A 20209-nucleotide genomic window follows, 5' to 3' on the forward strand; every position below is an offset into this window, starting at 1 on the left:
CGGCGACGCGGGAACAGCTGGCACGACCCCAGCCAGACTCATCCAGAGTTCGTCCAACAGAAAAGGAACGAGCAGTTGTTGCATACAGACTCCGATCTCGATCAGCTCACCAGTCGCTCCATCGACACCGTTCGCAAATGGCTGCGCGTGGCAACGAGCAAGACCACGGCGAAGAATCCTGCCGCCGAACGCCTCTCGGCAGTGCTCTCCGATCCCAACGGCCTCGACTTCACCGTCGGATTCGTCGATCGGGTCGTGCGTACCGATGATGTGCACGCCGCCGCGGATGCTTTGGCGGAGGTCGGCAAGCTGGCTCCCGAGACGATGTCGGCCCTCGACCGCGCCCAGATCAAGACCGGTGCCGCCCTGGCCCGGGCACTGCCCCAGGTCGTCGTGCCGGCGGCTCGCACCCGCCTGCGTCAGATGGTCGGGCACATGGTCGTCGACGCTCGCGACAAACAGTTCGGCAAGGCTGTAGCAGCACTGACAGCCGACGGGCACCGGCTCAACATCAATCTCCTCGGCGAGGCTGTCCTCGGTGATGGCGAAGCCGATCATCACCTCGAAGAGACCCACCGTCTGCTGGCGCGCGAGGACGTCGACTACGTCTCCGTCAAGGTCTCCTCCGTCGCCTCACAGATCTCGATGTGGGCCTTCGACGACACCGTCGACTACGTCGTCGAACGCCTGCGCCCGCTCTACCAGCAGGCGGCGAAGGCACCGACCGGGTCCAAGTTCGTCAACCTCGACATGGAGGAGTACCGGGACCTCGAGCTCACGATCGCGGTCTTCACTCGCCTGCTCGCCGAACCCGAGTTCAAGAACCTCGAGGCCGGAATCGTGATCCAGGGCTACCAGCCCGATGCCCTGGGGGCCGTGCAGCGCCTGAGCGAATTCGCCAACGAACGCGTCGCCGATGGCGGGGTCGGAATCAAGGTTCGCCTCGTCAAGGGCGCGAACCTGGCGATGGAGACCGTCCACGCGGAGATCGCCGGCTGGCCCGCCACCACGTGCGACTCGAAGCAGTCCACCGACGCGAACTACAAGCGCGTCCTCCATTGGCTCTTCACGCCCGAGCGGATGAAGGGGCTGCGCATCGGCGTGGCCGGCCACAACCTCTTCGACATCGCCTTCGCCCACCACCTGTCCGTCGACCGTGAGGTCACGAACCGGGTGGAGTTCGAGATGCTGCAGGGCATGGCCTCGGAACAGGCCGCCGCAGTGACGGAGGACGTCGGAGACCTTCTCCTCTATGTCCCGGCCGTGCACCCGAAGGAATTCGACGTCGCCATCTCCTACCTCGTGCGCAGGCTCGAGGAGAATTCCTCGTCCGAGAACTTCATGTCGGGCATCTTCGACCTGGCCAACGGCAACGACGTCTTCGTCCGCGAGGCCAACCGCTTCGAGGACTCCGTCCGGCAGCTCGAAGACATTCTCGCGACAGACGGCGATTCCGCTCCCATGCCCAACCGTGGGCAGAACCGTGCGGCCGAACGCGATGTCCCGGGCACGGCACCGACCGAATTCTTCAATGAGCCCGACACCGATCCCTCGCTGCCCGCGAACCAGAAGTGGGTCAAGGCCATCATCGCCGAGGCGACCGCTCCCGGATACCTCGACGACCGCCCGAAGACGCCGAAGGTCGATTCGGCAGCGCAGCTCGATGAGATGATCGCCGGCGGTCGTAAGGCGGCGAAGGCCTGGCGCGAGCTCGGTGCTGCCGGACGTGGCGAGATCCTCCACCGTGCGGCCGAGATCTTCGCCGCACGCCGCGGTGAGTTCATCGCCGTCGAGGCCGCCGAGGTGGGCAAGATGCCCTCGCAGTCCGATCCGGAGATCTCCGAAGCCATCGACTTCATCCGCTACTACGCTCTCAACGCCGCGGAGCTGGAGACCCTCGAGGGGGCGAGCTTCGTCCCCGATGAGATGGTCGTCGTCACCCCGCCGTGGAACTTCCCCATCGCCATCCCCACCGGTGGCACCGTGGCAGCTTTGGCCGCAGGTTCGGCCGTGATCCACAAGCCCTCGAAACCCACCCAGCACTGCTCGGCACTCATCATCGACTGCCTGTGGCAAGCCGGCGTTCCGAAGGACGTGCTGCAGCTGTGCACCCCGTCCGACCGTGACCTCAGCCGTCACCTCGTCGCCCATCCGGATGTCGACCGTGTCATCCTCACGGGTGCCTCCGAGACGGCCGCTCTGTTCAAGTCCTTCCGTCCTGACCTGCACGTCAATGCCGAGACCTCCGGCAAGAACGCCCTGCTCATCACTCCTGCGGCGGACCGGGACCTGGCTGTTGCCGACCTCGTGTATTCGGCCTTCGGCCATGCCGGTCAGAAGTGCTCGGCCGCCTCGCTGGGCATCATGGTGGGCTCGACCTATGATTCGGAGCGCTACCGGCGCCAGCTCATCGATGCCGCCTCGTCGATGGTCGTCGACTGGCCTGCGAACATGTCGGCAACCATGGGACCGCTGACCGAGGATCCCGCCGACAAGCTCGAACGGGCCCTGACCTCCCTCGAACCCGGTGAGTCCTGGCTGCTCGAGCCTCAGCAGCTCGATGACACGGGTCGCCTGTGGAGTCCGGGAATCAAGGACGGCGTCAAGCCGGGGTCCTTCTTCCACCTCACCGAGGTGTTCGGACCCGTGCTCGGACTCATGCACGCCCGTGACCTCGACGAAGCCATCGAGTTCCAGAACGCGGTGGACTTCGGTCTCACCGGCGGCATCCACTCCCTCGATCCCGAAGAGGTGCGCACCTGGCTCGACGAAGTCCAGGTCGGCAACGCCTACGTCAACCGCGGCATCACCGGCGCGATCGTGCGGCGTCAGTCCTTCGGCGGCTGGAAGCAGTCCTCCGTCGGGCTCGGCTCGAAGGCCGGTGGCCCGAACTACCTCATGCTCTTCGGCCATTACACCGACGATCCCTCCACTTTGCCAGGGGCCACTGACGCAAGCCAGAACCTGGAACTGGCCAAGGCCGACGACGAACGTTGGCTGGCGCGGGAGTTCGGCGCGGCGAAGGATCACACGGGCCTGCAGTCAGAGGCCAACATCTTCCGCTACCGGCCCCGTCCGGTCACACTGCGGGTGATCTCGACATCGTCGCTGTTCGATCTGGAGAGGTCATTGCACGCGGCGAAATGCGTCGGGTCGACCGTGCAGCTGTCCGTCGCCGAGGAGGTGGCCCCCGAGGTGAAGATCGCCGCCACGAACGCGGGTGTCGCAGCTCGGACCGAGTCCGCAGCGACATTCGCGAACATGGTCGGCGAAGGACGCTACGACGACTCCGTCGGTGCCCGCATCCGCGTGCTCGGACCGCAGGAACCTGAGCTGCTGGCGGCCACCGCACCACGCCCCGAAGTTGCGGTCATCGATGAACCGGTGACCTCCTCGGCGCGGGTGGAGATGCGGTACTACGTGCAGGAGCAGGCAGTGTCGATGACTCTGCACCGCTTCGGCAACCCCAGCCGCGACTTCCACGAGCTGGCGGCCGAGCTCAAGGCCTGACCCAGCCGACCTGCTGGCTCTGACCCAGCCGATCGGTTGGCGGACGGCGGCTCTGATACCTCGGATCGAGGTGTCCGAGCCGCTGTCTGCTGTTCGGGTGTCGGCGACGAAATCAGAACCAGTTCGGTTCGTCGGCAGTCAGCCAGCTGATCGGGTTGACATTGCGACCGTTCGACATCGCCACGGACAGGATGTTGGCCAGATAGCGGTCTTCGGATATCTCCAACGGCCGCCCCGCGCTGTCGCGGCTGCGGCGCAGGTGGCGCAGCAGCGGTCGTCCGCGTGCAACCCCCAGCAGGTCTGCATCCTGCTGACCGCAGACGGTCGCCGAGAAGACGTGATCAGCACCGGCGAAGACGATCCCGTACTGCTGGGCGAGGCTGCGACTGACCGAGGCTGCATCGTTGGGAACCTTCTCGACCAAGTCGCCGAGATCCTCGGGGTAGCTCGTCCGTTCGACCATGACCTTCTCGCCGTCGAGTAGACGCACACGAAGAACCCGCAGCACACGGGCACGAGGATCGACTTTGAGTGCCGCGGCCGTCTCATCCCCCGCAATGCGCCAGCGCTGCTCGATGACCTGGCCGCCCGGGGTCCGCCCGTGCGCGCTGGCCCACTGAGCGAAGCTGCGGAACTCCTCAGCCACTGCCGCCGGCCGAGGCCTGCGCAGCACCATCTTGCGAGCTCCGCGCCGACCTCCCACGGTTCCCTCGCTGACCAGCAGTCGCAGCGCTTCGCGCACCGTGCCCGGTGCGACTTCGTACTCGGAGGCCAGAGCTGCTTCGGATTCGAGGCTCTGACCCACCTGCCGTGCCCCCGTGCGAATCGATTCGCGTATCTGCTCCGCGATCTGCTCGTACCGCGCTCCGCCGGATCCAGACGGCTGCAGTTGCGACTCGGTCACGCCTTCAGTCCTCCCATGATGTATTCCCAATAGAGCCAGCACGCTCAGCACTGCTGTCAGTGCCGTGCACCTACGCTACCGCAAGCTCCGAGCTGGCGATGGCCGCACGCACTGGAGCGTCACCGTCACCTTGTCTCGACGCTGTGAGCAGCCCGGCAGAGTTCATACGCACGGAATTTTCGCGGTTAGGCTCACTAGTGAGGATTATTCTACTCTTAGAACCTCACTAGTGATCTAGGTTGTCTATCTTCCATCTGTCCCCTATCGTGGGGATGGATCGAAGCACTTCGAATGAGAACACAATGCGCTTGCGCACAAGTCCGAAAGGCGAGTACGACGATGCTCAAACACACACGAAAGCTCACGGCTGCCCTCGCAGTGGGCGCTCTGGCCGCCCTGTCCGGCTGCGGTGACAGCGCCGAGTCCGAGGAATCGGCCAATTGGCGATCGGCGACGTCGGTCGAAGACGGCGGGGGCATGGACGCTCTCGTCGAGGCTGCTCAGGCGGAGGGATCACTCAATGTCATGGGCCTCTACCCCGACTGGGCCAACTACGGCGGGCTGCTCGACGCGTTCTCGGAGAAGTACGACATCGAGATCGACAACGACACCTCGACCGGCGCGAGCCAGGACCTCATCAACGCGGTCAAGAACAGGCAGGGGCAGGAAACCTCTCTCGACTACCTCGACACCGGCGAATCCTTCGCCGTCGACGCCGCAGAGGAGGGCCTGCTCGCCGAATACTATCCCGAGACCGCCGATGACATTCCCGAGAACATGAAGGCACCGGACGGCACCTGGTTCAACCACCTCGGCGGGACCATGGCCATCGGCTGTGACTCCGAGACCGTGAAGAAGTGCCCGAAGAGCTTCGCCGAGCTGCTCGAGCCCGAGTACAAGGGCAAGGTCGCCATGCGCGGCAACCCGACGACGGGCGAAGCCGGCTTCATGGCCGTCGTCGCCGCGTCCCTGGCCAACGACGGCTCGCTCGACGACATTCAGCCGGGCATCGACTACTTCGCCGAGCTCTCGGACAAGGGCAACCTCGTACCGACAGAGGCCGAGGCCGGAACGTTCGAGACCGGTGAGACGCCGATCGCCGTCAACTGGGACTACCTGCTCCTGCAGTGGGCGGACGACCTTGCTGACGGTGGGGTGGACATGTCGATCTCCATCCCGTCCGACGGCACCGTCGCCTCCTACTACGCGGCATCGATCAACGATGATGCACCACACCCAGCGGTTGCACGCCTGTGGCAGGAATTCGTCTTCAGCGACGAGGGACAGAACCTGCTGCTCGAAGGCTACGTCCTGCCCGGTCGCCTCGACGCCATGGTCGAAGCCGACACGGTCGACGACGATGCACTGTCGAAGCTGCTCGATGATGCGGTCGACCAGACGGCGCCGCAGCCGACTCAGGAACAGCGGGATTCGCAGCAGAAGGTCCTCGCTGACAACTGGGCGAAAGCTATCGGATGACCTCAGTTCCACAGTCATCGCCCCGCACCGCTGGGCCGGCCGGAGCAGGTTCCGCTCCGGCCGGCCCACGGCGCAGGCGAGCCCTCTCACCGGCCTGGACGGCCCTGGCACCGATCGCGGTCATCATCGTGCTGTTCTTCGTGATCCCGATCGGCGGAATGGTGGCGACCTCGCTCCTCGTTCCCGGCAGCGAACCCGGCACGAAGACCTTCGGCCTCGACAACTTCACCGCGCTGGGCTCGGGATCGCGTTCGATGGCCCTGGGCAACAGCCTCCTCCTGTCGTTCACCGCCGCCACCGTGGCCGCGATCTTCGGCGGTCTCTGCGCCTGGGCGATCTCGACCGTGAAGTCGAAGATCGTCGACTCCATCACCGCCGTCATCTCCAGCGTGCTGGCCAACGACGGAGGCGTTCCTCTGGCGTTCTCCTTCATCGTCGCCGTCGGCAACACCGGATACTTCACCGCGCTGATCACGGCGGTCGATTCGACCTTCACGCTCTACAGCGTCAAGGGTCTGATCCTCATGTACCAGTACTTCCTCATCCCCACGATGATCCTTCTCACGCTTCCCAGCTTCGTCTCGCTCAGACAGCAGTGGCGTGAGGCCAACACGTCGTTGGGCGGCACCAGCCTGACCTTCTGGCGCCGTGTCGGACTGCCTGTGATCACTCCCGCCCTGCTGGGTGCCTGGCTGCTCATGTTCGGTTCCGCCTTCGGCACCCACGCCTCGGCAGCAGTGCTCATCGGCACGGGAGGCTTCCCCCTCATCCCGCTCGAGATCGCCGGACAGCTCGCCGGTTCTGCAGCCACCGGCGGAGAAGGAGTGGCGATGGCCCTGGGCGTGACGACGGGAGCGATCGCCGTGATCGTCCTCATCGCCTACAACGCATTGATGAAGAGGAGCGCCAAGTGGCTGAACACCTGAACAGCTCCCCGCGGATGAAGAGATTCTTGGCGTGGCTGCCGCTCGCGGCGCTGGCGATCTTCATCCTCACTCCGCTGCTGAGCTCGCTGATATATTCGTTCTTCCGCGCCGACGGCAGCTTCACCACGTCCGGGCTCACCGGCCTGGCCGACTCCGGAAAGATCGTGGCCCCGCTCATGCGCAGCCTCGTCGTGTCCGTGCTCGCCGCCGTCATCCTCGTGGTCACGCTGGTTCCTGCAGTCGTCGCCGTCCACCTCTGGGCGCCTCGGCTGCGGTCGGTGCTCAGCATCCTGTGCACCCTGCCTCTGGTCGTGCCGGCCATCGCGATCGTCGCCGGACTCTCAGCAGTGCTGCGCAGCCTGGCGGCTCAGGGCCGGGGCAGCCTCGGCATGCAGCTGAATACGATGTTGCAGTCGCAGGATCTGCCGCTCGTGCTCGTCGGCACCTACGTCATCCTATGCCTGCCCTTCACATTCCGATCGATCGACGCGGGGCTGTCCACCCTGCCGCTGCGCACGCTCTTCGAGTCCTCATCGATCCTCGGCGCCGGGCTCGGGACCACACTGCGGCGGGTCATCATTCCCAACATCCGAGGACCGGTGATGTTCTCGGTCTTCTTCACCTTCGCCCTGTCCATTGCGGAGTACACGGTGGCCGCGACTCTGTCGATCAACACCCTGCCGGTCTTCCTCAATACACTCTCAAGCACGAACTTCCGCGGTTCGATCACCCTGTCCGTGCTGCTCAACCTCACCACATGGCTGCTGCTGGCTGCCGCCACCGTGAGCGCCTCGCGCTTCGGCCATCGACCGAGCGCTGTCAGCGAGCACGATGAGCCCGAAGCCGATGAACCGGCCGTCTCCCAGGCCGCCGGTGCTTTTCGAAAGGACGATGAGACCCCATGACCACTGCGGATAACCGCCCTCGCCCATCACGATCGGGCATCGAACACACAGATGAGCCCGAAGCCGTGCGCTTCGAACACGTCAACAAGTCCTACGGCGGCACCGAGGTGCTCAACGACTTCAACATCGACATCGAAGCGGGCAGCATGGTCAGTTTCCTCGGACCGTCCGGCTGCGGCAAGACGACGACCTTGCGCATCCTCGCCGGTTTCGAACCGGTCAACGGAGGAGATGTCCTCGTCGGCGGCGAATCCGTCCTCAAGCTGCCACCCAACAGCCGCGACATGGGCATGGTGTTCCAGAGCTACAGCCTGTTCCCCAATCTCGGGGTCAGCGACAACATCGAATACGGCCTGCGGATCCGCAAGGTCGACGCCGGAGCACGCCGTCGACGCACCGAGGAGCTCCTCGAGATCTGCGGCCTGACCGGAATGGGCGCCCGCTTCCCGCATCAGCTCTCTGGCGGGCAGCAGCAGCGTGTCGCTCTGGCCCGCGCGCTGGCCACTCAGCCGAAGGTCCTGCTGCTCGACGAGCCGCTATCCGCACTCGACGCTTCGGTCCGCTCCTCGCTGCGTGATGAGATTCGTCGAGTGCAGCAGGCGCTGGGCACGACGACGGTCTTCATCACCCATGACCAGGGAGAGGCTCTGGCGATCGCCGACCGCGTGGCGGTGATGAACGACGGCAGGATCGAGCAGTACTCCGCCCCGCACGAGGTGTATTCGTCTCCGGCCACTGCCTTCGTCGCCCGGTTCGTCGGCTCGATCAACGAATTCGCCGTGGGCCAAGACTGGACGATTCGCGACCGTCTTCCCATCGAGCCCGCACCGGATCACACCGTCTTCGTCCGTCCCGAGAACCTGTCGATCACTTCTGCCGCGGACGGCTTCCTCGAGGTCAAGCACAGCACCTACACCGGCGAGCGCACAATGGTCCACCTCGGGCTGCCCGGAGACCACAAGGCGCGGTGGGCGGCCTCCCTGGCCTCGGTCGACGCCGATGACTTGCGACCCGGCATGCGCATCGATGCCTCGGTCACCGCTGAACCCGCGCTGCGCCTGGACCGGAACGACGCCGAAGGAGTCCCCGCATGAGCGACTCCATCACCGGATTCTCCGGTGCCGTCTTCGACTGCGACGGCATCCTCGTCGACTCCGAAGCCCCCTGGATCGACCTCATGGCCGGTTACCTGACATCGATGTCCGCCAGTGGCCTCTCGCCCGAGGACCTGCGCGGACTCACCGCGGACGAGGCTGTGGCCCGACTTCAGCGCATTCACGAGGCACTCGGCTCGCCCAGCGATGTCCAGCCGCCGACGGCAGCCGAGGTCGACCGCGCCTACAGCGCCGCCCTCGAGCACGTCGCCGCTCCCATGCCCGGCGCTCCCGAACTCGTGGCCTCATTGTCAGGGACCATTCCGATAGCTGTGGCCAGCAACGGCCGAGGCGAGGACGTCCGCGGACTCCTCGAACGTGCCGGAATGCTCGACTTCTTCGACGCCATCATCACGATCGACGACGTCGACCAGGGCAAACCGGCACCGGACCCCTACCTTCTGGCTGCTCGACGGCTCGGGCTCTCCGCCTCGGCGGTGGTCGCCTTCGAGGACTCACCGGTCGGGTCACAGGCAGCGCACACGGCCGGATGCACGGTGATCGGAGTCAACAACGATCCCAGCATCGAGCTGGCAGGCGAGGTGCGACTGCGCCACTTCGCGCAGCTGCGTTTCGATCCCCGAACCCGTTCGCTGCTCGTCAACACCGAGCATTGAGGAGATGCCATGCCCACTTCGACCACATTCACCCTGCAGACGTGGAACGTCTGGTACGGCGGCCGCGAAGTCGACTTCGGCCAAGAGAAGCAGTACGCGATCGCTGCGCAGTTCCCAGCAGACGTTCTGGCTCTGCAGGAATGCTGGGGCAGCGCCGCAGAGAACCTGGCACCGAAGATCCTCGCAGACCATGCGCAGCGGGGATGGGACACGGCTGTGCTCAGCTCCGGACAGCTGACGGTGGTGGAAACCAGCACGCTGCCCTATGCCCAGGCAGCACTCGTGCGTCCGCTGCCGGACTCGCCGCAGATACTCGTCTGGTCCGTCCACCTCGCGCCGTACCCCTATGCGGTCTACCGAGCTCTGCAGGGGGAAGGACAGGACGTCGCCGATGCCGAGGAGGCACCACGCCTCGAGCAGATCGAAGAGATCCTGTCCGAGACCGACCGTATCTGCGGCCAGGACGGTCAGGCCGATCTGCCCGTCGTCATCTGCGGTGATTTCAATACCCCGTCCACCGGGGACTGGTCGGCGCGCACTGATCGACCCGATATCGCGTGGCGCTCGCCCGACGCACTGCTGGCGGCCGGGTTCACCGACACCTTCCGCGCGGTGCACTCTGACCCTGTCGCCTCTCCGGCCGATACATGGTCTCCGATCGAGCCGCTCACCCACGCGGGTCATCAAGAGAAGCCCGAACCGGGCCGCGCCGACGGTGCCGAGCCCCGTGATCGGATCGACTTCATCTTCTCGCGCGGCCTCGACGTCGTCGACAGTGTGATGCGTGGCTGCAGCGCCGAAGGTCTGATCGAAGACGGCTTCGTCGATGTCGGCGGACGCTGCGAACTCATCCCGAACCAGCGGCAGAACCGTTTCCCGTCCGATCATCAGCTCGTCGAAACACGGTTCACTTTCCCGGCCTGAGCGGTTCCCTGCGCGATCGGCGCGTGCCACTCCGTCGATCGTGTACATACGCTGAAGCCTCAGCGGCCCGGCCACGTGGGAAGGCCGGCCTGGTCCCGCAGACTGCGCCCCAGCATCAAACCGGCCAGCGGTCGGGTGTTCATGAGTTTCATTCCGACCGAGCGCAGCAGCAGGTCGCGGCGATTCGCTGGAGCGAAGACGATTCCGAGCCCATGGGCCGCGTCCTGCTTGCTGGCTATCATCGGCATCAGCCGACGTTCGTATGCGTCGAAGGCTCGGCGATGGTCCCCCGGTGTGGCAGCCAATTCGGCCGCCAGCACATAGGCTTCGACCATCGCCAACGCCGATCCCTGACCGGCCAACAATGACGGACTCGCCGCGGCGTCGCCGATCAGTGCGACTCTGCCGCTGGTCCATGAGGGCATCCGGATCTGATTCGCCCGATCTAGGTAGAGCGTTCGTGCCCGCGGCAGCTCGTGAAGAATCGCCGGGATCTCCCATCCTGCCTCTGCCAGGCTGGAACGAAGGAGGTCCCGTTGTGCATCGAGATCATCAGTGGGAACCGGGCCCTGATGCCGGAAGGTCAGCATGAACATCGTCAGGTCATCACGCAGCGCGACACGGATCGCCTGGAACCCGACTTCAGCATGCAAGACGGCGACGAGTTCATCGCGTGGGCGGTAGCCGTCGACATCGAACGCGGCGACGGCGATCCCGAGGTCTCGCTCGAACCGCGACTCCTCACCGAAGATCAGTTCACGGACGCGTGAGTGCAACCCGTCCGCACCGACCACGAGGTCGAATTCCCGTGGGGCAGCATGCAAGAACTCGATATGGACGCCTCGCTCCCCCTCGGTGAGTCGGGCAACGGTGTCCCCGAAGATCGTCTCGACGCCTCCTTCGAGGCTGTCATGGATTGCAGCGGCGAGGTCTGAACGCAGAATGCTGACGTATCGGCCACTTGTTCCCGCAACGAACTGCTGGGGGTCGAGCGACGCAATCCGGTGCCCATCTAGGGCGACATCGCGAGCCTCTGCGAGCGGGTAGCCCTCGCGTCGCAGTCGAGGCACAAGGTCCATCCGCTCTGCCACATCGAATCCAGTACCCCAGAAATCGATGAGATAACCACCTCGACGCAGCCCGTGTGATCGCTCGAGGAGCGTGGGCTGATGCCCCGCTTTCTGCAGCCAATAGGCCACCGTGGAACCAGCGATCCCGGCGCCGACGACGAGCACACGCATCTTCTGCCTCCCTGCAGACTGATGATCAGATCACCAGTTTAGATCTCCCGGAGCCAGCGCGGACTGGCTGCGTCCAAGCCGACGTTCGTGTTGGCAGGGTCTCATATGTAGTAGTCTCGATCACACCAGAGCACCCAGCGTTCTCTTGCAGAGTTCACACTTCGTTCACATGTCTGCCATAGACGTCAGCGTGGACAGCGATACGGTGCTTGCGTCTGCGCCGTGATCTCTCGCGACGCTTGAGAATCCGAAAGGCTCCTATGACAGTCTCCAAGACGGCTTCATCGTGCGCGGCGCTCAGCCTCGTCGCGGCAATCGGCCTCACGCTTCCCCCAGCACCGGCAACCGCTGCCGAAGATCCGCACATCAGCGAAATCGGCTACACGCTCGACACCGACTTCATCGAGATCGCGGCCGAGCCCGGCACCGACGTCTCGGGATGGACCGTCGGTTCCGTCACTCGCGGCGGCAGTGTCCAAGCGGCGGAGAACATCACTACCGTTCCCGCCGGCACCACCGTAGGCGAGGCCGGCGCGCTGGCGGTCGAGGTGCCGATCACGAACTCCGTGAAGTCCGGGAATGCCGCCGACGGCAGCTACGGCTCCTCGGCCTTCGCCATCGATGACGACGGCATGCTCGTGGACTTCGAACAGGTCGGCGGCGTGACCGACGGCAAGGGTGTGACGGGTAAGTCGAACAAGAACACCCCCGACGCCGTCGTCGGCGAAGAGGCCTCTCCCACGGGAGCCACCGCCGCGGGCGGACAATCCATCCAACTCATCGACGGCACCTGGTCCTCCGCGGCGCCGACTCCGGACGCGCTGCCCGGTGATGACGGTGACGACGGCGGCAACTCCCCTGTGCCAGAGGATGTCACCCCGATCGCCGATATTCAGGGCACCGGCGACGAAAGCCCCCTGCAAGGCGAGACCGTCAGGACCCGCGGCATCGTCACAGCGTCGTACCCGAGCGGCGGGCTGAACGGATACTACGTGCAGACGCCGGGCACAGGCGGTGCCGAGGATGAGACTCCGGGCGCCTCGGACGGCGTCTTCGTCTACTCCCCTGACACAGTCGCTGATGTCAGCCTCGGCGACCATCTTGAACTGACCGGCTCGGTCTCTGAACACTACGGGCAGACTCAGATCTCCGTCAGCAACAAGGGAATGACGGTCCTCGATGAGCCCGCCGAGGCGGTCAAGCCCATCGAAGACGCGTTCCCTGACGACGCTTCCGCCCGTGAAGCCCTCGAAGGCATGCTGCTGCAGCCCAGCGGTGAGCTGACCGTGGCCGACAATTACAACACGAACGCCTACGGCGAAGTGGTGTTGGCCACCGGCGACGGAGCCCTCCCCCAGCCCACCGAAGTCGCCCGACCGGGAAGTGCAGAGGCCAAGGCCGTCGAAGCCGAGAACCTCAAACGTGAGGTCATCCTCGATGACGGTGCGAGCGTCAACTACCTCGAAAACGACAAGGACACTGTCGTCCCGTATGTCTCGAACGACGAACCGATGCGCGTCGGCGCTCAGGTAACGATGACCTCGCCGGTGGTGCTCGGCTTCGATCACGAGAAGTGGCGCTTCCAGCCCACCACGCGCCTGACCGGCGACAACGCCGAGGCGATCCAGCCTGCCAGCTTCACCGACACCCGCACCGATGCACCAGAGGACATCGGCGGACAGGTCAGTCTGGCCAGCTTCAACGTCCTCAACTATTTCACCACGACCGGCGATCAGCTCTCCGGCTGTGACTACTATGACGACCGCGAGGGCCACCCGATCACCGTTCGCGGCGGCTGCGATGCCCGTGGTGCTGCCAACGCGGAAAGCCTCAAACGCCAGGAGACGAAGATCGTCACGGCCATCAGCAAGCTCGATGCTTCAGTCGTCTCTCTCATGGAGATCGAGAATTCCGCGGCTTTCGGCGATGATCGCGATGATGCACTTGAGACTCTTGTGCAGCGCCTCAGCGAGTCTGCCGGAGAAGACAAGTGGGACTTCGTACCTTCCCCCGCCACGGTGCCGGAAGATGAGGATGTCATCCGCACGGCTTTGATCTATCAGCCCGCCGAGGTGGCCACGCAGAACGATTCCACGATCCTTGACGACCAGGATGCGTTCTCCAACGCCCGCGAGCCCCTCTCGCAGGCGTTCGCACCCAAGGACGAGTCCGGTGAGCTTGAGACCGACAAGACCTTCGTGACGATTTCGAACCACTTCAAGTCCAAAGGTTCGGGCTCAGGCGAAGGCAACGAGGACAGTGGTGACGGACAAGGAGCGTCGAACGCTGATCGGGTGAAGCAGGCGACTTCGCTGGTCAAGTTCGCAGGCAAGCAGCAGGAGGCCGCCGACAGCGACTTCGTCTACATGCTCGGCGACTTCAATTCCTACACTCAAGAGGACCCGATGCAGGTCTTCTACGAGGCAGGGTTCAAGGACGTCGCAGCCGAGAAGACAGACAAATCCACCTATGTGTTCAAGTCCCGCACCGGCAGTCTCGACCACGTGCTGGCATTGGACGCTTCAGGCTCGGGGGCTCAGTCGAAGTCGAGGTCCGAGGCTCAGGCGGATGTGCCGTCGAGCGCTTTCGATGCAATCACCGGTGCCGATGTCTGGAACATCAACTCGGTCGAAGCTCTGGCACTCGAATACAGCCGCTTCAACTACAACGCGGGCGACTTCTACGCTCCGGATCAGTTCCGTGCCTCCGATCACGACCCTGTCATCGTCGGGCTCTTCGAACCCGAGGACGAAGATGGAAGCGACGGTGCAGCGGCCTCGGGTGAGGCTGATGTGGGTGCCGCCTCCGACGACGGGGCTGATGCAGGTGCCAACGGCGCTGACTCTGATGCTTCTGCAAGTGCGAATTCCGCCAGCGACTCGAGTGGCTCATCGACGGCCGCGGCAGACGGTTCCACTGGTTCTGGTGCGAGCGGCTCCTCGGACGCGGCGGCAAGCGATGCTGGCAGTCATGCCGGCGGCGATCTGCCGCGCACCGGTACTGATCCAACGCTGATCATGTCGATTGCGGCCGGGCTTATCATCATCGGCGCAAGCATTGTGCACATCGTGCGCAGGCGGAAGCTGGGCGAGCGCAGCTAGCCCACGGCGCTGGGCGCCGCGCACCCAGCCGGCCGTGAGCCGGACCAGCAATTGTGAGGGAGAATAACCTTGATTCTACGATCAGAAATCAAGGTTCTTCTCCCTCGCCTTCAGCTCTCTACTGCGACCTGGCCGCGCATGAGCACGCGGGCAGTGCGGAACAGGGAGGCCGCCGTCACGGTCTTCTGCGCTTCGTCCCAGACCGCGGAGGCGGTGACCACGCCCGATGGTGTGCCGAGACGCACCTCCGGGCCAGGCACAGAATGCTCGGATCTGTGGATTATTCCGTAAACGATTGTTCCGGAGATCTGCGCGGCAGCTGCCAAACACATTGCTCCAGTACCCGGTACCGCTTTGTGGGTCTGGCCCATCGAGATCATGCGCACGACGACATCGGAATCGGCCGCAGCCAAGGTGGTGCCGTCGAGCAGGGTCGTCGGCTCCGGCGAGGTGACGACCGCGACCTTCGGTACGACCTGTGGAGCTGTCTCCGGCGACTCACACAAACCCATCCGCACCGCCGCCTTGCGCCGCAGCTCCTCGATCATCAGGGTCGAATGACGGTTGGCGTCGATGGACTCCGGAGACTCATCACCGTTGAGACCGATTGCCGCCGCGGGCACGATGACCACCGGCAGCGACGCATCGACCATGGAAACGTCGAACATGGCTCCGTCGACGTCGATCGATTCAGAGGACACTCCAGTTGGCAGGAGCCCCGAAGTGCGGCTGCCGGCAGGATCCGGATAGATGAGTTCGATCGGCGCTCCGGTGCCGCTGACACCGGTGAGTTCGAAATCGCCCGCAACGGAGGCCTGGCCATCGACGACGGTGAGACCGACGTCGACGAGCTTGCCGGTATTCGTATTGAACAGACGGAACACATGCCACCCGTCGGCGGCCGAGATGATCTCGGCGATGAGAGCGAAGGGCACGACACCCGAGGACAGATTTCCGCAGTTGCCGGAATAGTCCACGGCCGCCTCGGCGACATCGACCTGACCGAAGGTGTAGTCGAGATCCACACCCTCACGGTCCGAGGCGGATACCGCCATCACCTTCGACAGCGACGAAATCCCGCCGCCCATCCCGTCGAGCTGACGACCAAAGGCATCCGGGGAGCCCAGCGCGGAGCAGAAGATCGCATCCCACGCCGAGGTAGTCCCATCGTGCCCCGGTCCCGGCACCGAGTCCAGCGTCGGCAGTGCATCGGCGCGGAAGTAGAGTCCCTTGCTCGTACCTCCGCGAACGAACGCGGCATCGATCCAGTGTGTCATCGGCCCGCGGGGTCCACGGCCTTGGGCACGATGACCATGGCCACGAAGCCGAGGACAGCGACGACCGCGAATAGGTAGAAGCCCCACGGGTAGGCGATGCCAGCGGTGACGAGGGTGCCGGTGATGAACGGGCCGACGATGGCGCCGAGGCGGCCGACGGCCGAGGCCATGCCCAACGCCGTTCCGCGTGCGGTGGGTGGGTAGATCGCGGAGACGAATGCGTAGACGAGGACCTGGGCGGAGAATACGAAGACTCCGGTGATGAAGACGGCGATGTTGAGCAGGATCTGGCTCGTCATGGGAATGCTGAGCACGGCGAGGAAGACTGCCGCCAAGATGAACCACATCAGCACGATCGGCTTGGTGCCGTGCTTGTCTGCCAGCCAGCCGGCCATGACGAGACCGACGACGGCGCCGAGGTTGAGTACGAGCAGCATGACCAGGGAGTCTGAGACTTCGTAGCCGGCGTCGGCCATGATCTTCGGCAACCAGGTGTTGAGTCCGTAGACCAGCAGCAGACCCATGAAGCTGGCGGCCCAGACGCCGATCGTGACCAATTTGAAGCGGCCCACGAACAGTCCCGCCATTCCGGTCTTCGGCGCGAGGACAGTCGCGTCTGCGGTTGCGGCCGTGGCTTCGGCTGGACGTGACTTCGCGGCCTGGGCGTCGACGAATTCCTGGGATTCGGGCAGCTTCCACCACAGCAGCGGGACGAGGACAAGTCCGGCGACACCGCCGGCGATGAAGAGCAGGTGCCAGTTGTGGGAGTAGAAGACGGCGAGCAGAGAGATCGCCACGGCGCCGGCGTGGTAGCCGGTCATCGTCAGCGTCGTCGCTTTGCCGGTCTTGCCCGATTTGTTGTGCTCGCTGATGTAGGCGAGGCAGCCGGGCATCACGGCGCCCAGGGCGAGTCCGGCAATGAACCGGAAGGTTGTGAACAGTGCGACGTTCGGGGAGAACGCGACGAGAATCGTGAAGATGGAGAAGACGAGGACGCAGACGATGATCGTGTAGCGGCGTCCGACGCGGTCGGCGATCGGCCCCACCGCCGCAGCACCGAGGCCCACACCCACCAAGCTCAGGGTCGCGACGAGGGTCGCGGCCTCCGCGGTGAAGCCGATGGCGTTGGTCGCCAGAAGCTCAGGGATCACGGCCCCGAGCACGACGAGGTCGAAGCCTTCGAGGGCGACGGCCAGCCAGCACAGGATCGCCGGCCAACGGGTATCGGTCGCGCGAGCTGTGGTGGCAGCGCCAGCGGGTGAAGCAGGTGTGGACATCGGTGTCTCCGGTCGTTCAGGGGTTCGAGCAGTACGTTTGTCGATAAATCATCAGGTCAGAAGGGGTACGGTGCGATCTGCGAGCGCATCGTGACCCACTGCGTTTCGGTGAAGGCCTCGATATTGGCATCGGCCCCACCGAAGCGGGATCCATTGCCGGAATCCTTGGTGCCGCCGAAGGGCACATTCGCCTCATCGGACACGGTCTGCTCGTTGATGTGGACCTTGCCGGAGTCGACGAGATCGGCCAGTTCGATGGCCATGCCCACATCGCCGAGGATGCCCACGGACAGACCATATTCGCTGGCATTGACGAGTTCCGCGGCCTCTTCAAGCGTCGAGAATCGACTCACGGGCGCCACAGGTCCGAAGATCTCCTGCGTCCAAGCTGGGTTCGAGGGGCTCAGGTCCGCGAGCACCGTCGGTGGCACGAAGGCGCCTTCACCGGTGCCACCGGCAACGAGTCGTGCACCGTCGGCCTGGGACTTGTCGATGATGTCGCGGATGTTGCTCCGCTGCTGATCGTCGATGATCGGCCCCAGTGCGACCTCCTCGGTGGCGGGATTGCCCACGGGCAGGTTCCTGGCGCGCTCGGCCAGCTGTTCGACGTATTCGTCGTAGATGGAATCGTGGACGAGGTGGCGGCCGGTGGTCATGCAGATCTGTCCCTGGTGCATCCAGGAACCGAAGGCCCCTGCCGAGGTGGCCGGACCGACCTCTGCTCCGGGAAGGACGACGAGTGCATTGTTTCCACCCAGTTCCAGGTGGCAGCGCTTGAGGAGGCGCCCGGCGGACTCGCCGACCTTGCGCCCGGCTGCGGTGGATCCGGTAAAGGAGATGACAGAGACCTCGGGAGCAGAGACCACGGCTTCGCCGGCTTCCCGGCCTCCGGGCAGAACCTGCAGGAGACCCTCGGGAAGACCCGCCTCGGCGAAGATGCGGGCCAGGCTCACTCCTCCGCAGACTGCGGTACGTGGGTCCGGCTTGAGCAGGACCGCATTTCCCAGGGCGAGTGCCGGGGCAACCGAGCGGATCGAGAGGATGAGTGGGAAGTTGAATGGTGCGATGACGGAGACGACTCCGGCGGGCACCCGGCGGGAGAACGACCAGCGGGGTTCGTTCGAGGTCAGGACCTGCCCCTTGGGATGGCTGGGCAGGGCGGAGGATTCGTAGCAGATCTGCTCAGCAGAGCTTACTTCCAGACCTGCCTTGGCTGGGATTCCACCGGATTCGCGGACGATCCAGTCGGCGAGCTCCTCGGCATGTTCGGCCCACAGCGCACCGGCTCGGCGGAGGACGGCTGCACGTTCGGCAGGTGGTGTCTTCGCCCATTCCTTCTGGGCCGCGGCCGCACGAGTGGCGGCTGCATTCACGTCATCGGCGTTCGCTGCGCCCAAGCGCCCCAGGGTCGCCCCTGTTGCCGGTTCGATGACGTCATAGGACTCGTCTGCGCCGTTCGTCCACGCGCCGGCGAAGATCTTGCCGTGCCACTGGGTGCCTAGGAAACTGTTCTCGCTCATGACGTTCTCCCCTGTTTCTGCTCTGCTCGGGTTGTGACTGTGATGACTTCAATGTAGGTCAGCCCCCGTGCCCACGGGAACGATCGGCCGCCTCGGCGATCGGGTGCTGGGCTGCCGCTCCTTCGAGGTCGGCCTTTCGGGCACAGCTGATGCGCGTGGCTGCCACACCTATCGCCACAATAGTGATGCGGACCACGCGGAGCCATCGGTGATCCATTGATTGAGAATACGCCAGTTCTCCGGCTACGATTGCGGCCATGGCGAACTCTCAATCGGGCGATTCCATGATCGATCGGCTGGTCCGGGTCCTCGGCTCTTTCGACCCCGATCATCAGAGCCTGAGCACCGACGAGCTCTCCGCACGAGCAGCCTTGCCGAAGTCCACGGCCTACCGGCTGATCAACGACATGATGCGACACAACCTGCTGCAGCGTGACCCCAACGGGCGGCTGCGAATCGGCGTGGGAATGTGGGAGCTGTCGAATCGCGCCTCCGACGCCGTCGACCTAGCCTCCGTGGCCAGACCGCATATGATGGCCGTCCACGATTTCGTCGGCGAAAACACTCAGCTGGGGATTCTGCGCGAGCGTGAGGTCCTCATCATCGAGCGAATGTCGAAGCCGACTGCCGTCATCCACCGTTCGAAGACCGCCGGGAGGCTTCCCGCCCATGCCTCGTCATGCGGACTGGTGCTGTTGGCGCACGCACCGAAGCATGTGCGCGAAGCGTACCTGCGGGGCCCTCTGACTGCGATCACCGAGAAGACGACGACCGATCCGAGCGTGCTGCGGAAGATGCTGGCCTCGATCCGGACCTATCACTTCGCAGAACTGGTCGGTCATATCGATGACGGCACCACTGGAATCGCGGTGCCCGTGTTCGACGGCAATGGGCTGACGATCGCTGGCCTCGGCGTCGTCGTCGATTCCGAGCACCACGTCGGCGGGCCGGCGATCATGCAGGCCCTGCGCACCGCCTCGGCGGCGATCACGAAGGATCTCGAGGCTGCGGGCAAGACTGTGATGGACTGATCTCCCGGCTCGTCACGCGCGGGCTTCGTATCTGGCTCGTCGCTTCTCGGCCTCGACTTCTCTGTTCTTCGCCGGGGCGTTGGTCACCAGCGCATCGAGGAGGTGCTGAGTGGTATGGGCGACCTCCTCGACGGCCCGGTCGAAAGCCTCGGCGTTGGCCTGGGAGGGCTTCGTCGTACCCACGATCTTGCGCACGTACTGCAGTGCCGCGGCATACACTTCGTCCGAGGTGGCGTGGGGTTCGAAATTATGAAGGGTTCTGATGTTCCTGCACATGGTCCAACGGTACGCCGCGGGACTGACACGAGATAGGTCTCTGCCGCCGATAGACTGGCGAAGCGTC

16 protein-coding genes are annotated in these 20209 nt (G+C 64.7%); 9 read left to right on the forward strand and 7 right to left on the reverse strand.

The features are described 5' to 3' along the window. Positions 1-75 precede the first annotated feature (75 nt). Positions 76-3510 carry a bifunctional proline dehydrogenase/L-glutamate gamma-semialdehyde dehydrogenase gene (locus INT29_RS10940; RefSeq protein WP_226831234.1) on the forward strand — a complete coding sequence of 1145 codons (3435 nt, stop codon included), beginning with the start codon at positions 76-78 and terminating at the stop codon, positions 3508-3510. Positions 3511-3622: 112 nt separating this feature from the next. Here INT29_RS10940 and INT29_RS10945 read toward each other — a convergent pair whose 3' ends face one another. Further along, positions 3623-4414, reverse strand: a complete 792-nt coding sequence (locus INT29_RS10945; protein ID WP_125187783.1) for a GntR family transcriptional regulator — start codon at positions 4412-4414, stop codon at positions 3623-3625. 339 nt (positions 4415-4753) lie between these two features. Here INT29_RS10945 and INT29_RS10950 point away from each other — a divergent pair, with 339 nt between their 5' ends. From INT29_RS10950 to INT29_RS10975, 6 genes are read left to right on the forward strand one after another with little or no spacing between them, the layout of a single operon-like run. Beyond that, positions 4754-5893: an ABC transporter substrate-binding protein gene (locus INT29_RS10950; protein WP_101571983.1), complete on the forward strand. Its 1140-nt coding sequence runs from the start codon at positions 4754-4756 to the stop codon at positions 5891-5893. Beyond that, entirely contained in the window at positions 5890-6819 is a 930-nt protein-coding gene (locus tag INT29_RS10955; RefSeq protein ID WP_101571981.1) for an ABC transporter permease, read from the forward strand. The genes INT29_RS10950 and INT29_RS10955 overlap by 4 nt, the downstream gene beginning before the upstream one ends. Next, the gene (locus INT29_RS10960) at positions 6804-7724 is read left to right on the forward strand and encodes an ABC transporter permease (protein ID WP_096160314.1); all 921 of its coding nucleotides are present in this window, start codon (positions 6804-6806) and stop codon (positions 7722-7724) included. The genes INT29_RS10955 and INT29_RS10960 overlap by 16 nt, the downstream gene beginning before the upstream one ends. Next, positions 7721-8818, forward strand: a complete 1098-nt coding sequence (locus INT29_RS10965; protein WP_101571979.1) for an ABC transporter ATP-binding protein — start codon at positions 7721-7723, stop codon at positions 8816-8818. Before INT29_RS10960 ends, INT29_RS10965 begins: the two co-directional genes overlap by 4 nt. Further along, entirely contained in the window at positions 8815-9495 is a 681-nt protein-coding gene (locus INT29_RS10970) for an HAD family hydrolase (protein WP_193071639.1), read from the forward strand. Before INT29_RS10965 ends, INT29_RS10970 begins: the two co-directional genes overlap by 4 nt. 9 nt (positions 9496-9504) lie before the next feature. After that, positions 9505-10419 (forward strand): endonuclease/exonuclease/phosphatase family protein, encoded by a 915-nt coding sequence (locus INT29_RS10975; protein ID WP_096160317.1) that lies wholly within the window; start codon positions 9505-9507, stop codon positions 10417-10419. Positions 10420-10478: 59 nt separating this feature from the next. Here INT29_RS10975 and INT29_RS10980 read toward each other — a convergent pair whose 3' ends face one another. Then, positions 10479-11660 (reverse strand): FAD-binding domain, encoded by a 1182-nt coding sequence (locus tag INT29_RS10980; protein WP_193071640.1) that lies wholly within the window; start codon positions 11658-11660, stop codon positions 10479-10481. A gap of 260 nt (positions 11661-11920) precedes the next feature. Between INT29_RS10980 and INT29_RS10985 the strand changes: the two genes are divergently transcribed. After that, a complete protein-coding gene (locus INT29_RS10985; RefSeq protein ID WP_193071641.1) occupies positions 11921-14761 on the forward strand; it encodes an ExeM/NucH family extracellular endonuclease in 2841 nt (946 codons plus the stop codon). A 110-nt stretch (positions 14762-14871) separates the two neighbouring features. Here the strand turns inward: INT29_RS10985 and INT29_RS10990 are convergent, their stop codons facing one another. The 4 genes from INT29_RS10990 to INT29_RS11005 are packed head-to-tail and all read right to left on the reverse strand — an operon-like array spanning position 14872 to position 19094. Then, positions 14872-16038 carry a PrpF domain-containing protein gene (locus INT29_RS10990; RefSeq protein WP_193071642.1) on the reverse strand — a complete coding sequence of 389 codons (1167 nt, stop codon included), beginning with the start codon at positions 16036-16038 and terminating at the stop codon, positions 14872-14874. After that, positions 16035-17315 (reverse strand): MFS transporter, encoded by a 1281-nt coding sequence (locus INT29_RS10995; protein ID WP_193071643.1) that lies wholly within the window; start codon positions 17313-17315, stop codon positions 16035-16037. Before INT29_RS10995 ends, INT29_RS10990 begins: the two co-directional genes overlap by 4 nt. 56 nt (positions 17316-17371) lie before the next feature. Then, positions 17372-18835, reverse strand: coding sequence for a benzaldehyde dehydrogenase (locus INT29_RS11000; protein ID WP_193071644.1), 1464 nt, complete (start codon positions 18833-18835; stop codon positions 17372-17374). A gap of 58 nt (positions 18836-18893) precedes the next feature. After that, positions 18894-19094: a hypothetical protein gene (locus tag INT29_RS11005; protein WP_101571964.1), complete on the reverse strand. Its 201-nt coding sequence runs from the start codon at positions 19092-19094 to the stop codon at positions 18894-18896. Between INT29_RS11005 and INT29_RS11010 the strand changes: the two genes are divergently transcribed. Next, positions 19093-19866: an IclR family transcriptional regulator gene (locus INT29_RS11010; RefSeq protein WP_193071645.1), complete on the forward strand. Its 774-nt coding sequence runs from the start codon at positions 19093-19095 to the stop codon at positions 19864-19866. The two genes, INT29_RS11005 and INT29_RS11010, sit on opposite strands and share 2 nt — an antisense overlap. Positions 19867-19878: 12 nt before the next feature. Here the strand turns inward: INT29_RS11010 and INT29_RS11015 are convergent, their stop codons facing one another. After that, entirely contained in the window at positions 19879-20142 is a 264-nt protein-coding gene (locus tag INT29_RS11015; RefSeq protein WP_193071646.1) for a DUF2277 domain-containing protein, read from the reverse strand. Positions 20143-20209 lie beyond the last annotated feature (67 nt).

The organism is Brevibacterium sp. FME37 (assembly GCF_014897485.1).
GTDB lineage: Bacteria > Actinomycetota > Actinomycetes > Actinomycetales > Brevibacteriaceae > Brevibacterium.

Excerpts from the sequence above, each read along its gene's own strand:
- INT29_RS10950 (WP_101571983.1), top strand. The coding sequence starts at position 4,754 with ATGCTCAAACACACACGAAAGCTCACGGCTGCCCTCGCAGTGGGCGCT.
- INT29_RS10955 (WP_101571981.1), top strand. The coding sequence starts at position 5,890 with ATGACCTCAGTTCCACAGTCATCGCCCCGCACCGCTGGGCCGGCCGGA.
- INT29_RS10965 (WP_101571979.1), top strand. The coding sequence starts at position 7,721 with ATGACCACTGCGGATAACCGCCCTCGCCCATCACGATCGGGCATCGAA.
- INT29_RS10970 (WP_193071639.1), top strand. The coding sequence starts at position 8,815 with ATGAGCGACTCCATCACCGGATTCTCCGGTGCCGTCTTCGACTGCGAC.
- INT29_RS10975 (WP_096160317.1), top strand. The coding sequence starts at position 9,505 with ATGCCCACTTCGACCACATTCACCCTGCAGACGTGGAACGTCTGGTAC.
- INT29_RS10980 (WP_193071640.1), bottom strand. The coding sequence starts at position 11,660 with ATGCGTGTGCTCGTCGTCGGCGCCGGGATCGCTGGTTCCACGGTGGCC.
- INT29_RS10985 (WP_193071641.1), top strand. The coding sequence starts at position 11,921 with ATGACAGTCTCCAAGACGGCTTCATCGTGCGCGGCGCTCAGCCTCGTC.
- INT29_RS10990 (WP_193071642.1), bottom strand. The coding sequence starts at position 16,038 with ATGACACACTGGATCGATGCCGCGTTCGTTCGCGGAGGTACGAGCAAG.
- INT29_RS10995 (WP_193071643.1), bottom strand. The coding sequence starts at position 17,315 with ATGTCCACACCTGCTTCACCCGCTGGCGCTGCCACCACAGCTCGCGCG.
- INT29_RS11000 (WP_193071644.1), bottom strand. The coding sequence starts at position 18,835 with ATGAGCGAGAACAGTTTCCTAGGCACCCAGTGGCACGGCAAGATCTTC.
- INT29_RS11010 (WP_193071645.1), top strand. The coding sequence starts at position 19,093 with ATGGCGAACTCTCAATCGGGCGATTCCATGATCGATCGGCTGGTCCGG.
- INT29_RS11005 (WP_101571964.1), bottom strand. The coding sequence starts at position 19,094 with ATGGCCGCAATCGTAGCCGGAGAACTGGCGTATTCTCAATCAATGGAT.
- INT29_RS11015 (WP_193071646.1), bottom strand. The coding sequence starts at position 20,142 with ATGTGCAGGAACATCAGAACCCTTCATAATTTCGAACCCCACGCCACC.